This is a genomic window from Herbaspirillum sp. ST 5-3, assembly GCF_004804275.1.
In the GTDB taxonomy this organism is placed as follows: domain Bacteria; phylum Pseudomonadota; class Gammaproteobacteria; order Burkholderiales; family Burkholderiaceae_D; genus Noviherbaspirillum.
On record NZ_STGI01000003.1, the window covers coordinates 216,918 to 233,001 of the forward strand.

The following is a 16,084-nucleotide window of genomic DNA, read 5'->3' on the forward strand; positions in this document are numbered from 1 at the left end:
TTACTGAATGACGAAGGACGTGAAGAAGACTCCTGTCACCGCCTGCGGCGGGCTCTGCGGCGTGAACGGCTGCTTCACCTTGGCGATGATTTCATCCTGCAGCTTTTTCTTGCCTTCCTCGGTCGAGAGTTCGGAAGGCTTCTTGGTGGACAGCAGCAGCAGGATACGGCTGCGCACCAGCGGCATGTAAAGTTTGATCAGCTCGACTTGTGCTTCGTCGGCAACCTGCATCGTAAACGCCACTTGCAGGTACTGGTCGCCGTTCTCGTGCTGCAGGTTGACAGTGAACGGATCCATCACGACGAAGACCGGCGGCTTGGGGGCTTCGTGCTTGTGTGCAGTAGCTCCGGATTCGGCCTCGGAACCCATGAAGTACCACGCGGCGCCTGTGCCGCCGCCGATGAGGAGCAGGGCAATGGAAAGAAGCATGAAAAGCTTCTTCTTCGATTTCTTGGGAGCGGCTGTTTCGCCCTCGGCGCTCGCTTCCGCGATCGGCACGACTTTCGGGTTTTGTTTCGGGGCTGTTGCCATCGTTTTCCTCTTTCAATCCGCTGAATCCGCAGTGCGGTCTTCATTCAGATTTTTCACGCGTATGCTTGCTTCCGATTATCCGGAAAAACTATCGTCAGGATGCGTCGAAAAGAGGGATGAAGTCAATGCATATTCGCGCTTCCAGGGGCAGCGCAAACCTCTCCGAACCTCGGCACTCAGACGAAGGTGTCGACCAGACCCAGCCCGGAGTTTGCCGGCTGGATGCGGGTGACGCGTATCGGTGCATCGTTGCGGGTGTCCGCCTGCTCAGTGCGATGCGTCGGATGGGCGTTGTGCTGATCCGGCGCACTATGCTGATTCGGTGAGCCGCTGTTGACCGTTGCCTGTCCGAGCTGGATACCTGCCTCGCCCAGCATGTCGCGCAGTTTCGGCAGCGCCGCTTCAAGAGCCTGGCGCACTTCCGGCTGGGCCGCGGTGAAGGTGGCGCTGGCGTGCGAATTCGTGACGTTCAGCACGACTTGCAAGGGGCCGAGATCCGGCGGATTGAGCGTGAGGGATGCGCTTTGTTGTTCACCTGCTACCATCCAGACAACTTTTTGCCCCAAGGCCTGATCCCACGCCGGTGTGCCGACGCGTGGCGAGAGCTGTTCCACAGCATGGGCAAGCGCGGGTTGCGCCGCATGGAGTGCGGCCGACTGAATCTGCTGCATGCCGTTCGCGGTGGTGGCGATGGATTCTTTCATCTCGTTGACGAAATCCGGAACGCTTGTCGCCAGCGCCGCGCTGTGGGACGGGTCTTTGTCCTTGACGGAGATGTCGGTGGCAGTTGCCGTGGCGGTTGCAGTGGCGGTTGCAGTGGCGCTTGCGGTGGCGGTTGCAGTGGCGGTTGCAGTGGCGCTTGCTGTCGCAGGCAGATCCGCGCGCCGTGCTCCGTTTGTTTCCGGCCGCGATCGTGTCGTTGCTGTCTTGTCCGTCAAGGCAGAGAGTGTGGTGTCCTGCTTCTCCGAAAGGGGTTTTCCTTTGGGAGCGAGTGCCTGCGTGGTGTCGGTCACTTGCGTTGTTGCGAGTGCTGCGACCGTGGAAGCATCCGTCGTGCCGGCAGCAGGGATCAGCGCTGGATCTGTCGGTGTCGATGCGTCCTTCACGTTGGTCGCCGCGGCTTCTCCCTTTTGCGCAAGCGGGTTCGTCATTTGCGTGAGGTTGGCGACCAGTGCAAGCATTTCCTCCGGCAGCGTCACGCCTGCGGGCGTAGCATCGCTGGTGCTGGCTGTATCCTCTTTGGCGCTGTCTGCATCAGCCGATTTGGCCTCGGACGCTTGCTTGTTATCGCTTTTGGAAGAGTTCTTTGCGGCGTTTGTGTTCCCCGCGTCAGGCCGGGCAGGGGCTTCGCTCGCTTCATGGCGATTCGCCACTTCGCGCGACAGCACCTGGCCGAACGGCGCGGATGACGAATTGGCATCGGGCTGCTTTGCTGCCGGCGCGGGGCTCGAAAGCACATTGACCGGATTCATAACCTGAGATGTCTGCATGTCTGTCTTACCGTTTGTAGTTTGCCTGCCGGGTTGCGTATTCGTCCATCAACTTCTGATCGCGCTTGTTTTCCTTGCGCTGCTCCGCCTGATGCACGCGCGTCGCAAGCGTGTCGTAGGAGATGCGCTTGCGCTCGCAGGATTGCCATGCACTGCGTTCGGCCGCGATGCGGTGCTTTGCATCATTGACAATCTGCTGCTGGCCGGCGATTGCTGTGTCGAGCTTCTCCAGAAACATCTGGAAATTGCGATAGCCCGCCGCGCTGATACCCGCCGCCATGCCTGCCTTCAGGCGCGATTCGTAGTCTTCGCGATACTGCAGCAGCAGCGCGAGCTTCTGCTCGGTGTCTGCACAGGTACGAATCGCCACACCGAGTCGCTTTGCAGCCTCGTCAGTCTGGCTTGTTGCCAATTCAATAAGCGTGTCGAGAGCAGAGTTTGTTGCCATGATTCATTATAGGTCTGCATTTTCAAAACCTATCCTCGGAATAGCGCGGCAAGTTGCCCCAAGCTCTCCTGAATGCCAGAGCGTTCCATGATCCCTTGCTGCAGGAAGGCTTCGATTCTCGGATGCAGAGCGATGGCCTGGTCGAGTACCGGATCCGAGCCGGCGCTGTAGGCGCCGACGCTGATCAGATCGCGGTTGCGCTGATAGCGGGAATACAACTGTTTCAACTGGCGCGTGAGCTTCTGGTGGTCTTCGCTCGTGATGTTGTGCATGGCGCGGCTGATCGACTGTTCGACGTCGATCGCGGGGTAGTGACCGGCATCGGCCAGGGTACGGTTGAGCACGATGTGGCCGTCCAGGATTGCGCGCGCCGCATCGGCGATCGGATCCTGCTGGTCGTCGCCTTCGGTCAGCACAGTGTAGAAAGCGGTAATGGAGCCGCCGCCAACCTTGCCGTTGCCCGCGCGTTCGACGAGTGTTGGCAGTTTTGCAAAGACCGATGGCGGATAACCTTTGGTCGCAGGCGGCTCGCCGATCGCTAGCGCGATTTCGCGCTGCGCCATTGCATAACGGGTGAGCGAATCCATGATCAGCAACACGCTCTTGCCCTGGTCGCGGAAATACTCGGCAATCGAATGCGCGTAGGCCGCGCCTTGCAGGCGCATCAGTGGCGGCGTGTCGGCCGGCGCAGCGACGACGACGGAGCGCGCCAGTCCGGCCGTGCCGAGAATCTGTTCGATGAATTCCTTCACTTCGCGTCCGCGTTCGCCGATCAGTCCTACCACGATCACATCCGCTCCGGTGTAGCGCGCCATCATGCCGAGCAACACGCTCTTGCCGACGCCGGAACCGGCGAACAGTCCCATGCGCTGGCCGCGACCGACGGTCAGCATGCTGTTGATCGCCCGCACGCCGACGTCGAGGATGTCGGTGATCGGCGCGCGCGTCAGCGGATTGGCGGCGCGCACATTGAGCGGCGCGGCATGCATGGTGTTGAGCGGGCCGAGGTTGTCGAGCGGCCTGCCGGCGCCATCGAGCACACGACCGAGCAATTCATCGCCGACCGGCAGGTGCCGTCCGCGATCGCTCGGGCGACGGCGCGGGTGGGCGACGGTGCCGGGACGCGGCAGACTTTGTGCAACCTCGACCGGAAACACGCGGGTGCCCGGCACGATGCCTTCCACATCGCTCTGGGGCATGAGGAACAGCTTGTCGTTTTCAAATCCGACCACTTCGGCCTCGATGCGGGCGCCGCTGGGCAGGGGGACCGTGCATGCGCTGCCGACGGCCAGCCTCAAGCCGACGGCTTCCATCACCAGGCCGGCCACGCGCGTGACGCGGCCGGATACCTGCATCGGCTCGGGAATCGATACCAGCGCCCTGCAGTCGCGCAGGTACGCTTGCCAGCGCGCGTTGTGACCGCCTGTCATTCCAGCCAGTCCGATTGTTTGCCGAGCGCGTCGGCGATGCGCTGCCAGCGCACGGCGGGTGCCGCATCGATCTGATTGCTGGCGGTTTCAACGCGACAGCCGCCGCGCTCCATCTGCAAATCCTCTGCGACGCGCCAGCCGGCCTTGGCCAGTTCATCGGCCATGTGGTTCTTGACGATTTCGGCGTCCTGCGGATGCAGCACCAGCAGGGCGGGTTGCTGCAGGCTGGGCAGGTAGCGGATCGCTTCGCCGACGATGGACAGCACGAGTTCGGGGCGCACTTTGAGCGCCGTTTTCAGCATGGCCTTGGCCATGTCGAGCGAGAGGTTGAGGATATCGTCTGCGACCGCTTCGCTCGCGCGCGCAACCTCGCCGGAGAAGTTCTCGGCCACCTGGCGCAGAAGCATCAGCTCGCGTGCGGCCTCTGCACGCCCGGTTTCCAGACCGGCTGTACGCCCTTGCGCAAAACCTTCCTCATGGCCTTGACGACGTGCGTCCTCGCGCAGTTTGGCAAGCTGCTCCGCCTGGAGTTTCGCGTTGGCCTGCGCGTTGTGCTGCATGCTTGGACGCTCGTCGCCAAAGGAGGCCAGTTCCCAGCGCTGGTAGGCGGACAACTGCTCTTTGGGGATGGCATTGGAGCTCATGGCTTGATCCTGACAATAGAGTATTTTCGCGATTCAAGGCTTGTCGGCGACGCAAGCGTTCGGCGGTCCTCAAGGACGCCGTCAAACGTAGGCATCCTCGCCCTTGGCTCCAAGGATGATCTGACCTTCGTCCGCCAGGCGGCGCACGATCTGCAGGATTTCCTTTTGCTGCGCTTCCACTTCCGACAGTCGTACCGGGCCTTTCGATTCGAGGTCTTCGCGCATCATTTCGGCCGCGCGCTGCGACATGTTCTTGAAGATCTTCTCGCGCAAATCCTGATTGGCACCCTTGAGCGCGACGATGAGCGATTCGGACTGCACTTCGCGCAACAGGATCTGGATGCCGCGGTCGTCGATGTCGATGATGTTGTCGAACACGAACATCTCGTCCATGATTTTCTGCGCCATGTCGCCGTCGTAGTTCTTCAGGCTGTCCATCACCGAGGTTTCGACTTCGCCGGACAGGAAGTTGAGAATTTCCGCTGCCGAGCGCACGCCGCCGATCGGTTTCTTCTTCAGGCTTTCGTTGCCGGTCAGGAGCTTGGTCAGCACTTCATTCAATTCGCGCAGTGCGGCCGGCTGCACGCCGTCCAGCGTGGCGATGCGCAGCACCACATCATTGCGCAGGCGTTCGGAAAAATACGTCAGGACTTCGGACGCGTGATAGCGCTCCAGGTGGACCAGGATGGTGGCAATGATCTGCGGATGCTCGTTGCGCACCAGGTCAGCGACGGACTGCGCGTCCATCCACTTCAGGCTTTCGATGCCGCTGGCGTCGCGCGTGCCGAGAATGCGGTTGAGCAGGGATGATGCCTTGTCTTCGCCCAGTGCCTTGGTCAGCACGGTGCGGATGTATTCGTCCGAATCGAGGCCGAAGGAGGTGTTCTGCTCGGTCTCCGAACGGAAATCGTCGAGCACCTTTTCAAGCTGTTCGCTGGCGACCGCTTTCATGGTCGACATGGCCGCGCCGAGTTTCTGTACCTCGCGCGGGCCGAGGTATTTCATCACTTCGGCGGCCTCTTCCTCGCCCAGTGCCAGCATCAGGATTGCTCCTTTCATGACGCCGTCTTCACTCATTTCCCACCCATGCCTTTACCACGTTTGCGACCATCTTGGGATCGTTTCGCGCCAATTGCTTGGCCGCGTCCAGGTTGTCCTGATAGGTGCGTTGCTTGCTTCCCATCGGCTCCACATCATGCGAAATCTGCGCTGCCGCGGCCTCCGGCTGCGGTTCGGGCGGCTCGAAAGTCTTTGCGATCTTGCGCAGCAAGGGCTTCAACACCGCGAAGAACAGGTAGGCCAGGATCGCTGCAGCGATGACATACTTGCCGGCGCCCATTGCCATGTTCAGCGCCTCGGGACGCTTCCAGATCGGCGTCTCGGGAATCACTTCCTTCTCGGCACCGGCAAACGGGCTGTTCACTACATTGAGCGAGTCGCCGCGATCCTTGCTGAAACCCATGGCTTCCTTGACCAGATCCGTGATCTGGGCTTTCTCGGCGTCGCTCAGGGGCTTCATCGTGACCTTGCCGTCCTTGCCCGTTTCCTTCTTGTAGTTCACCACGACCGCCACCGACAGGCGCTGGATGCCGCCCATGGGTTGCTGCGTGTAGCGCACCGTCTTGTCAACTTCGTAATTGACGGTCATGTCCTTGTGCGCATTGCCGGATGCGGATGCGGGTGCGGCGGCACTGGCGCTTGCGGCAGGCGCGGTGAGCGGGGCGGTGGCGGGCGCGGGCGGCTGATTGGTCAGCGCACCGGGTACGCCGGATGCAGTGGCAGGCGCGCCGTTCTGCGATTCGCTCAACTGCTGGCTGCGAATGGCTGAGGTGTTCGGTGCCTGGTTCGGCTTGTAGATCTCCGCCGCCTGCTCGGTGTGGGAGAAGTCCACATCTGCGGTGGCTTCCGCGCGCACGTTGTTGAGTCCGACGATAGGCGTCAGGATCGATTCGATGCGCTTGACGATGTTTTGCTGCAGCTCCTGCACATACTTCAGCTGGGTCGGATCGAGGCCGTTGCCGCTTCCCGGCGCGCGGATTTCCGACAGGAGGTTGCCGTTCTGGTCGACGACGGTGACGTTCTTGGTCGGCAGGTCAGGGACGCTGCTGGCCACCAGGTGCACGATGGCACTGACCTGCTGTTCGTCCAGCGTGCGGCCGGCATGCAGGTTCAGCAGCACCGATGCGGTCGGTTTTTGCTGGTCGCGGATGAACACCGATGCTTTCGGCAGCGCCAGATGCACGCGCGCTGCCTGCACGGCGGCAAGCGACTGGATGGAACGTGCCAGCTCGCCTTCCAGTGCGCGCTGGAAGTTGACCTGTTCGAGGAACTGCGAAACACCGAGCTTCTGGTTTTCCATCAACTCGAAGCCGACGCTGCCGCCTTTGGGCAAGCCTTGCGAAGCCAGCTTCAGCCGCACATCGTGTACCTGGTTGCCTGGCACCAGAATGGCGGCCCCGCCTTCGGCGAACTTGTACGGCACATTCATCTGTTGCAAGGACGACACGATAGCGCCGCCATCGCGATCGGAAAAATTCGAGAACAGCACGCGATAATCCGGCTGCTGGCTCCACAGCCACACGCCGGACATGACGGCAGCGACCGCTGCCACACCGAGCATCAGGAAAAAATTCCGTCCTCCCGGCGTCTGCGCGAAGCCGACAATGCCTGAACCAGCGGGGACGACGGCGTTTTCGCCTGCTACAGCCATGGTCCGCCTCCCGGGTAGGTGCCGCGATGCGTGTTGTTTTTCATGTCATGTCCACATATTCGAGGTTTATGCCTTAGTGCAGGATTTTCGGCTTCTTGCACAAATTTAATCGTTGGAACAGAGCGCGATTCTTGCCGTTTATCTTCCGCAGGCCAAGCCGATTCGCGTGATACCTTAGCGTCGTGGAAAAAGGTGTCTGCCGTTGCTGGCTGACGGTATTTGATTGAATGGGGGCCGCATGAAAACCGGAATGATCGATGCAAGCAGGATCGAGGCGATGATTTCTCAGCTCAAGGCTGCGGCGACCCGCCCTCAGGATGGCATCGACGCACCCCAACTCGGCCAGGCGGCGCCCAAGGTCGACTTTGCCAGCGCATTGAAGGCAACGCTGGATCAGGTCAACGGCGCGCAGCAGAAGTCGGAAGATATGGCAAAGCGTTTCGTCCTCGGCGACGATACCGTCAGCCTGTCGGATGTGATGATCAATTCGCAGAAGGCCAGCATCGCTTTCCAGGCAACCGTCCAGGTACGCAACAAGCTCGTATCCGCCTACCACGACATCATGAACATGCAGGTTTAGGGCGCCTTTCCAGCCTTCCGGGCAACGCACGCGCGCGCCCGCTGTACCTCCGCCTACGCCGCTTCAGCCCATCCCGGTCGCTTTTGCATTGCGCTCGCGCTCGAGTTTTGTGATGTAACGCTGTACCGCCGACATCATTGGCTTGGGCGGATCGACAAACATGCATCCCAGCTTGCGAATCGATTTTCCGCTGGTCAGCGTGTAATCGTGCGAATTGCGAATCTGCAGATCCACCACGACCTGGCTGCCGCCGGGCAGATCGATCCGGCACGCCTTGTAAATGCGGCCGATCGTATTGTCGAGCATCTTTTTCTCATCGACGATAGCGATACCTCCGCCGCTGATGTCCTTTAGCGTGACAATGACCGTCGTGCCGGCGCCGCCGATATCATCGGGAGGAACATGAATGCTGCAGCGAAGCGGATTGGCGACCGGAGTCGGTATGCGGTAGTGTTCGCGCCGCTGCAGGCGTACCAGCGTCGCGGGAATGGCGATATACAGTGCAGGGAGGTTTTCATACAGGCATTCCCCGACCTTGTCTGTGAAAAACAGGATGCGGATGTTATCCAGCACGGTCTCAAATGAGACGTTGTCACTTTCCAGAATGCGCTGATTGAGTATATTGCTCGGCGCGCGGTCGATCACCACGATGCCGGCTTTTTCGTCGACCGTCAGCACCGAAGTGACGACGGAGTCCGAACCGCCGTCGGCTTCCATGCTGACGAGCTGGTTGCGCTCCTGCATGGCGCGCAGCAAGCTGATGATCTCGCGCCGGGAATGCACCTGGTAAGGGCTAACATCCTCCGTTCCGAACTTGGTATTGAATGCCATTGATATCAACTTTTGGTGCGCAGTTTTCTATTTGTCAAGGCAGGGCTTACCTTCCCTTGTCTCCATTGTGCCTGGTGGCGTCGATATGGTATAGCCACGCGAGCAATTCCGCTACTACTCGATACAAGGCGGGCGGAATATGGCGATCCAGGTCAACCTGCATGAGCAGCGCGACCAGCTCCTTCGACTCATGCACGAAGACACCGTGCTCGCGTGCGCGGGTAATGATCTCTTCCGCGATCAGCCCGCGGCCCTTGGCGACCACCTTCGGTGCCAGATCTCCGGTCTGATAGGCCAGCGCAACGGCGTTCTGGGCGGGGTTAGGGCGATTCATTGCGCTTCACCAAAAACATGTCGAGCGGCGCGCCCGCCGCTTCCAGAGCGTCGGCAAGACTGCCGCTATGCTGGCGCAGTGATTCAGCCGCATCCTCGCTTGCGGCATTGATCTGGACATGCACGCGCGAATCGGTCAGCCTCACCGTTGCCGATATTTCGCCCAGATGCGGCAGTTCGAAGCGTACCGTGCTGGTCCAGGACGATTGTTCCGGCGTCGCAGATCCCTCTTTCTGCTTGTCCTCGCTGACCTCCCATTCCATCGGCTGGCCAGGCCACAGCTCACCCTGCCAGCGTACCTGGTGATGTTCCAGCGCATTGAGCTGAAGATTGATGAGGCGGCCCGATTCCTGATCGATCGTCGGCAACTCCTCAGGCGCACGCGAGATGACGTCGACATCGGTGGTGGCCGGATTTCCCGGCTGGGATTGCGCTTCGCGCATCAGGTCGAGCAATGCCTGCGCGCCGCTGCCCAGCTCGCGCATGCCCGCCGCCAGCCTGGTCAGGTCAATATTGGCGGGGTTTTGCTCAGACGTGCGATGAGCGGGATTCGACGATGCTTGTCGGGGGAGTTGCACCTGCGGTTCTTGCGCGAGATCGGCCAGCGAACGGCTGCCGCTGATCCAATCATGCAGATGCGACTCGTAGAACACGCCGCTGGAGGCGAGTGCACGGAAAAGGCTGGCAGCGACCGTCTTCGGGTCGGTCGCTGCCACCGCCGGAGCGCTCACCAGCGGCGTGCGTCCGGGAATTACGTCCGGCGCACCATCCTGCTCGGCGGATTGCAGAAGATGATCGATCAAGCGCGCGGTTGTGCTGAGGGATGCCGTCGTGCTGCCTTGCTGCATCAGCAGAAAGGTGGGGCGTGGTTCTCGCGCCACGAATACCATGGAAAGCTGGTCGCCGACGCGGGTGCCGACCGGAAGCGCCATGCGCGCGGTCGTATCGGCAACCTTGACCAGATAGGTGCCGTCGTCCAGCATCGCATCCACGGTTGCGTGCAGTTCCTTGCCGATCGCGATTTGCGTCAACCTGCGAAATATCTCCTGACGCGAATCGGTCGCGGAGACGACAGGCGTAGGGGCCTCAAGCGAGGCCGGGGGCCGGGTAGTGTTGAGGTCGGCCCGCGGAAGCATGGCCGCTACCCGGCCTGGTTCGCGCCGTAGGCCTTCGAGAGTTTGCGCTCGGTGCCTGCGCTGTTGATCATGGCCGACAGCCGCGCCATCCACGGTTCGGTGATGTCGCGAATCTGGCGGTCGTCTTCAAGGATCTTCTTGATGATTCGTGTCTTTTTCTCACGCGCCATGGGTGTGAGGGGCTGGCGCGGCTGATCATTCTGCTTGATGATTTCCACCTGGCTGGAGCAGCGAGACTCTAACGCGGCCAGCTGTTCCCAATCGCCCGTACGTGCGGCCGCCAGCATCTGATCGGTGATGTCGGCAACGGTCTCGTAGAGTGCAAGAATTTCTTGGTTGTCCATTTGATCAGGCTTTCACTAGGCGGGATTGCTGCGGAGCGAGAGGGTCGTACGGTTGCGGCGCTGGGGCTGATTGCTGATCGGGGCCGCCCGCCGTTGGCACAGGCGTAATTGCCTCCCATGCGTCTTTTAAACCCTTGAGCAGTTGATACACTTCTTCCAGGATCTTCGGCTGGTTCTTCAAATTTGCAATAACCAGCCTCGTACTCATGTATTCATACAGGGCATCAAGATTCAGGGCGATTTCACCGCCGACCTGCTTGTCGAGACTGGCGCGCAAGCCGCTGTCGATGATTGAGATCGCCTTCGAAATGGCTGCGCCCTTGGCGGCAGTGTCGCCTGACTGCATATGCTGGATGCCGGAGGCAACAGCAACCATTGCGCCCTCGAAAAGCATGACAACCAGTTTGTGCGGACTGGCCGCAGCAACGCCAGTCTCGACGCCGACTTTCGCGTATGCCTTTGCGCCGCTATTTGTTGATCCAAACATTCAAATGTCCCTTTACTCAATCTTGGGCAGGTTGCTTAGCTGTTGCTGCAAGTAACTACTGGTTTTATTCATATTTGCAATGAGGGTGTCTAGCGCTGTAAATTGCGCGCGCAGCCGTTTTTCAGTACTTTGCAATCTGGCATTTAAAGCGTCGCGTTGACGGCCGATGTCCTTGATGCTGGAGTTGATGCCATCAGTGCGTCCCGACACTAGGCCTGAACTGCCGAGATAGCCTTCTACCACCTTGTTCAGCTGAAAAGCATAACCTTGCGTGAAGCTGACTGTTCCGCGCGCCCCCGTGGAGCCGCCGTTGATCTGCAGTTTCAGGCCTTCCACAACCGATCCGGCTGCGCCTGTCAGGGTCTGGCCGGAGCCAGTTGCCGTATAGCCGCCTATCGTTCCAGCCACGTCCACCCCGGCGGTGCTGAGGGGGGCTGCACCAAGCAGATTGGATGCGCCTGTTCCTCCCACGCTAACAGTCGATGTTGAGCCATACTTGTTGGACTCGATCGTCATAATGCCACTTCCATCGGCGCTGACCTTGACTGCAACGCCAGCCGAGGAAAATGCCGACGCACTATTGACTACAGATTGCACGTGGCTGACCAGCGAATCGACCGAATAGGTGCCGGCAACCAAAGTCACGGTGGCGCTTGTGCCATTGACGGTCAACGTCAGTTGGTCGTTTACACCGGCAGTAATGGTCAGGCCGGCCGCTGCTGATCCGGCGATCTTGCCTTGTGTTGCCAGGGTCGTCACGCTGACGTCGTATTTGCCGGGTTTGCTCGCCAGTGTGGAACTGGAAAAGCTGACAAGACTGTCTGTCGTGGAGCCCATCGTCGCAAACAGGGCGCCGATGCCGCTGAAGTTGTTTGTAATCGCGGTTTGCAGCTTGGCAGAATCGAGTGCAAGGGAACCGTCTTTCTGAACGGTCACGCCGATGTCCGATAATTTCGTTACTGTGCCGCTCAACTGCGCAATTGCAGTGTTCAGGGTCTGGCGGATGCCGTTCTGGATCGTGCGGACCGTGGCATCGCCCAGAAGAGGTCCGCCTTCCTTGGTTTCGGCGTTATAGGCAGTCAGGTCTTTCAGTGTCTTGTTGAGATCGTTGTACGCCTTGACGAAGGAATTAACGCCCGCACTGACTGAGCTGGTATCGCGTGCCACCGTGATGGTTGAGCTGCCGGTCTTGCTCAGGTTCAGTGTGACGCCTTGAATTGCTTCATTCACTGAATTGGTTTTACTCGTTACCGCTACACCGTTGACCGAAAGCGCTGCACTTTGTGCGGTGGCAGTCTGCGTCATGTTCTGGGCGCCGGCGGGGTCGTAGCCGAGCAGATTATCCAATGCTGCGTCGCCGGATACGCCAATCTTCAGACTCGATGTTGCGCCGGTCTTGTTCGATGCAATGACCAGCCGATACGGCGTAGAGCTCCCGTCGGAAACGATGGTAGCAGTAATACCGAGGTTGGCCTTGTTGATTGCATCCCGGATTCCCTGCAAGGTATTGTTGGTATTGTCGATCGTGACAGTGCCAGTGGTCTGATCCGAATCCTGCGTAAAACTGGCGCCTGTATAAGTGTTCGGCTGGATGCCTGTAGTAAAACCGGCTGCGGTGGGGTTTGTTCCTCCGACCGTAATTGCCGCCGAGGAGCTTAACGATACTGCAGCGGTGAACGTCTTGGTCGTTCCTGCACCGATGGTCGTGGTGAATCCGCCTGCGGCGCCCGCTCCGGATTCCTGGATCGCGATGTTCGTACCGTCCGCCTTCGTAAACTTCAGCGTTCCCGCTGCGGCGGTGCCGGAAAAGGCGATACCCGCAGCAGTCAGGTTGGCCGCGACGGTCGGGTCGATCAGCCTCGCGTCGATATCGGTTGCCGTGGTACCGATGGCAGCATTGGAAATGATATTGACGCCGCCGACATCGAGGGTATATGTCGCGGCACTTGTGGTCGTCGTAAAGTTACCAAGTGCGCCGGTGTCCGTCGCCTGCGCTGTCGCGGTCACCCCGGTATCCGAGGTGAGAAGGTTAATCTGGGTGGCGAGATTCTTGGCGCTGTTGGTCGATGCGCTGGTAACGATCGTCGTCCCGTTGATGGTCAGCGAGTTCGCAGCGATGCCGCCGGAGGCAATACTGGCCGGTAGTTTTGACCCCGTGCTGACGAAGGTTCCGCCTCCGATGGTTCCGAACTCGAAGGTGAGAGTGGTCGACGCGCCCGCACCGATGGTGGCCGTGGTGCTAGCTTGTCCGGCTGACATGACTGTCTGGGACTGTGCCAGCTGAGTTACGGTGACGTTATAGCTTCCGGCGGCGGCATCGCTGGTGGATGTGCCTCTAAGGACTGCCTGGTCGCTTGACGATAGTGTCGTCGACTGGAACTTGCTTGGGTTGCTCAACGCGGAAACGGCATTCTGGAAGGTCGAAAGCGCGCTATTAAGACTGCCGAATGCCGACAGCTTCGCCTGGTAGCTGGCTTCTTTCCTGGCCAGCGCAGTCAGCGGCTGGGATTCGACTGCCATGAGCTGGCTGACGATGCCGTTGATATCCAGATTGGAACCGATGCCGGGAGAGGAAAGCGCCACGTGCTTCTCCTACGAAAAACCACACTGTACTTTAATATCGGCTCTGTTAAACCGGACTTTAGAGGGCGGTTTACGTGCTTATTTCGCAGTGCGTCAAACTTCAGGCCTTTTGCCTGATTAGCAATCCTTGCACCTTGTCGAGCGCCTTGGCGATTTCGAGTGCTTCCTTGGTGGGCACTTGGCGGATGATTTCCTTGGTCTGTTGGTCTACAACCTTCACGATGGTGCGATTGCTATCTTCATCCACCGAGAATTCAAGGTCTTGCGATAGCGATTTCATCGCTTTGTTGATTTCGTGGACCGCTTGCTTGACCTGCTCCATGGTGGGCACGGATCCGGGGTGCTGCACCGCGGTCGGGGAGTCCGGCAACGAAACTGGTTTGGCCGTCGCAGCGGGCATGCTGGCACCAGGCTCGACTTTCTCCAGATGTGCCATCCCGATGTGCGGGTGATTGCCGATAGGTCTTATGTCCATGACGATCTCCTTTTAAGGAGCAAAACCCGGCGGGTCGGAACCGGCCGGGTTAAACACGCTAGTCGCTTTCGATTAGCCGCGCAACAGGGCCAGCACGCCGTTAGGCAGCGAGTTTGCCTGGGCCAGCATCGCGGTACCAGCTTGCTGCAGGATCTGGCCTCGGGTAAGGGAGGCGGTTTCCTGAGCGAAGTCAGCATCCATGATCCGGCTACGTGCGGCACTGAGGTTCTCCGACGTTGCTTGCAGGTTGGAGATCGCCGATTCGAAGCGGTTTTGCACCGCACCGAAGGTGCTTCGCAAAGTGTTGACCGACGAGATTGCCGCATCGATCTTGCTGATGGCCGTGTTCGCGTTAGCGACCGTGGTCACCGAAGCCGAGTTCAGGGCGGACGAACCGAGGGCCATCTGGCTGCTGTCAGCATAACCGATATAGGTTTCGTTTGCGCCGCCGAGCGTGATTGTGCTTGCTGCGGTCAGGCGAATCGTGCCGACGAAGGTGTTGGAGACTGCTGCGGCGCTCGTGGTTGTCGCTGCTGTCAATGCATCATTAGCCGAGTTGTTGCGGCCTGCGCTGGTCGTGGTGAGACCTTGGCCGAGGCCTGCGTTGGCGGCGCCGGTCGTTTGGCTCACGGTAATGTCGCGGCCATCCGAAGCGGTCAGTGTCATGCGGTTGTTCGCGCTGTCGAAGGTCGCTGTTACGCCGGACGATGCTGCAGCGCCGTTGATCGCAGTAGCAACCTGGTCGCCGGTCAATGCCGAGCCGTACGCGGTGAAGATCGACTGGCCGTTGACGGTCAGTGTGTAGTCCGAAGCGGTATCCGTCACGGCTACGAAGTCGAGGTCAACGGTCGTGTCGGCCGTTGCTGTCAGGCCGCCGATACCGGCTGCGTTGATCGCGGCAACCTTGGCGTATGCGCTGGTTGCGCCTTGACCCTGACCGCTGCCGGTATAGGAGGCCGATCCAGGGACGCTGACCGCGGTACCGCTGCCAAGAGCAATAGTAAGGTCGCCGGTTGCCAGTGCGTTGCCGCTGCTGACGCCGGTGCCTTGCTGGCCGACTGCCAGACTGGTGCTGTATTGCGTTGAACCGTTGACATAGTCAGCGGTCTTGCCGATCGAGGTTGCACGCATGCTGGTCGAGAGGCCGACGCTGATGGTTTCGCCGACGTTCGCGCCGACCTGGAATGCTGCAGTGCCGAACGTGCCGTCCAGAATCTTCTGATTGTTGAAGGATGTCTGGGAAGCGACGCGGTCGATTTCAGAGATACGTTGTTGAACTTCCAGGTCCAGCGCTGCGCGGTCGCTCGAGCTGTTGGTGGAGTTTGCCGATTGCACGGCCAGTTCGCGGATACGTTGAAGGTTGTTGCTGATTTCTGCCAGCGCGCCTTCGCCGGTTTGAGCGAGGGAGATACCGTCATTGGCGTTGCGCGTTGCCTGATTCAGGCCGCGGATCTGTGAAGTCATACGCTCGCTGATGCCTAGGCCCGCTGCGTCGTCTTTGGCGCTGTTGATGCGCAGGCCGGAGGACAAGCGTTGCAGGGAAGTCGTCAGGGAGGACTGCGACGTCGTCAGGTTGCGCTGTGCGTTCAACGAGGCGATGTTTGTGTTGATAAATGCGGCCATTTTGTTTCTCCTGTAAAGGTCCGATTGTTTCCGGCTCAAGCACTAATTCTGTTGGTTCGCCTTGGATTCAGCAGGCTTGCAACCGTTGTTGCTAGGTTTATCGGACGGAGCTGAAAAAAGTTTAGGGCTAAATTTCGGATATTTTTTCAGTCCCGTCCAATCTCAGGCCGGACACTTCCTTTTTCGGTGGCCGCGGAAAAACCTTTAATGCTGTCGAATACGCAAAAAAATTTGGGAGCTATTTCATTTGTTCTGCGGCGAATTGAATGCAGAACGAAAAGCTTGTTTTCCCTATGAGGACGCATTCGCCGGTTCGTCACTGGTCAGGGGCATAGAGAAAATTTCCTTCTCAAGTTTCCTAAAACATGGTCGTAATCAGCCGGACACGGTGTTTCTCGGCTTGCAAGACGGTCAGGTTGATTGCGCTCATTCATTCATG

At 59.6% G+C, this 16,084-nt stretch carries 16 protein-coding genes; 1 reads left to right on the forward strand and 15 read right to left on the reverse strand.

Annotation, left to right across the window (positions count from 1 at the left end):
• The 7 genes from fliL to fliF form a co-directional block, all read right to left on the reverse strand.
• Positions 1-531: a flagellar basal body-associated protein FliL gene (fliL, locus tag E6W33_RS07990; RefSeq protein ID WP_136416198.1), complete on the reverse strand. Its 531-nt coding sequence runs from the start codon at positions 529-531 to the stop codon at positions 1-3.
• Positions 532-707: 176 nt separating this feature from the next.
• Positions 708-2,021 (reverse strand): flagellar hook-length control protein FliK, encoded by a 1,314-nt coding sequence (locus tag E6W33_RS27275; RefSeq protein ID WP_247869571.1) that lies wholly within the window; start codon positions 2,019-2,021, stop codon positions 708-710.
• 7 nt (positions 2,022-2,028) lie between these two features.
• A complete protein-coding gene (gene fliJ, locus E6W33_RS08005) occupies positions 2,029-2,469 on the reverse strand; it encodes a flagellar export protein FliJ (RefSeq protein ID WP_136416205.1) in 441 nt (146 codons plus the stop codon).
• A gap of 29 nt (positions 2,470-2,498) precedes the next feature.
• The gene (gene fliI / locus E6W33_RS08010; RefSeq protein WP_136416207.1) at positions 2,499-3,899 is read right to left on the reverse strand and encodes a flagellar protein export ATPase FliI; all 1,401 of its coding nucleotides are present in this window, start codon (positions 3,897-3,899) and stop codon (positions 2,499-2,501) included.
• Entirely contained in the window at positions 3,896-4,543 is a 648-nt protein-coding gene (locus E6W33_RS08015) for a flagellar assembly protein FliH (protein ID WP_136416210.1), read from the reverse strand. The genes fliI and E6W33_RS08015 overlap by 4 nt, the downstream gene beginning before the upstream one ends.
• A gap of 81 nt (positions 4,544-4,624) precedes the next feature.
• A complete protein-coding gene (gene fliG / locus E6W33_RS08020; protein ID WP_136416212.1) occupies positions 4,625-5,620 on the reverse strand; it encodes a flagellar motor switch protein FliG in 996 nt (331 codons plus the stop codon).
• Entirely contained in the window at positions 5,613-7,253 is a 1,641-nt protein-coding gene (fliF, locus tag E6W33_RS08025) for a flagellar basal-body MS-ring/collar protein FliF (protein WP_136416214.1), read from the reverse strand. Before fliF ends, fliG begins: the two co-directional genes overlap by 8 nt.
• Before the next feature lie 238 nt (positions 7,254-7,491).
• On the opposite strand from fliF, the gene fliE reads away from it, so the two are divergent.
• Positions 7,492-7,833 (forward strand): flagellar hook-basal body complex protein FliE, encoded by a 342-nt coding sequence (fliE, locus tag E6W33_RS08030; RefSeq protein ID WP_136416216.1) that lies wholly within the window; start codon positions 7,492-7,494, stop codon positions 7,831-7,833.
• Between the two features lie 63 nt (positions 7,834-7,896).
• On the opposite strand, the gene E6W33_RS08035 is transcribed toward fliE, so the two are convergent.
• The 8 genes from E6W33_RS08035 to E6W33_RS08070 form a co-directional block, all read right to left on the reverse strand.
• Positions 7,897-8,664: a flagellar brake protein gene (locus tag E6W33_RS08035; RefSeq protein ID WP_136416218.1), complete on the reverse strand. Its 768-nt coding sequence runs from the start codon at positions 8,662-8,664 to the stop codon at positions 7,897-7,899.
• Between the two features lie 46 nt (positions 8,665-8,710).
• Positions 8,711-8,998, reverse strand: coding sequence for an EscU/YscU/HrcU family type III secretion system export apparatus switch protein (locus tag E6W33_RS08040; protein WP_136416221.1), 288 nt, complete (start codon positions 8,996-8,998; stop codon positions 8,711-8,713).
• Positions 8,985-10,028, reverse strand: a complete 1,044-nt coding sequence (locus tag E6W33_RS08045) for a flagellar hook-length control protein FliK (protein WP_168798566.1) — start codon at positions 10,026-10,028, stop codon at positions 8,985-8,987. Before E6W33_RS08045 ends, E6W33_RS08040 begins: the two co-directional genes overlap by 14 nt.
• A 110-nt stretch (positions 10,029-10,138) precedes the next feature.
• Positions 10,139-10,477, reverse strand: a complete 339-nt coding sequence (locus E6W33_RS08050; protein WP_136416225.1) for a flagellar protein FliT — start codon at positions 10,475-10,477, stop codon at positions 10,139-10,141.
• A 4-nt stretch (positions 10,478-10,481) separates the two neighbouring features.
• Positions 10,482-10,964 (reverse strand): flagellar export chaperone FliS, encoded by a 483-nt coding sequence (fliS, locus tag E6W33_RS08055; protein ID WP_136416228.1) that lies wholly within the window; start codon positions 10,962-10,964, stop codon positions 10,482-10,484.
• 12 nt (positions 10,965-10,976) lie between these two features.
• Positions 10,977-13,547 carry a flagellar filament capping protein FliD gene (gene fliD, locus E6W33_RS08060; RefSeq protein ID WP_136416230.1) on the reverse strand — a complete coding sequence of 857 codons (2,571 nt, stop codon included), beginning with the start codon at positions 13,545-13,547 and terminating at the stop codon, positions 10,977-10,979.
• Positions 13,548-13,647: 100 nt separating this feature from the next.
• The gene (locus E6W33_RS27495) at positions 13,648-14,022 is read right to left on the reverse strand and encodes a flagellar protein FlaG (RefSeq protein ID WP_136416232.1); all 375 of its coding nucleotides are present in this window, start codon (positions 14,020-14,022) and stop codon (positions 13,648-13,650) included.
• Between the two features lie 72 nt (positions 14,023-14,094).
• Positions 14,095-15,645 (reverse strand): flagellin, encoded by a 1,551-nt coding sequence (locus E6W33_RS08070; RefSeq protein ID WP_136416234.1) that lies wholly within the window; start codon positions 15,643-15,645, stop codon positions 14,095-14,097.
• Positions 15,646-16,084 lie beyond the last annotated feature (439 nt).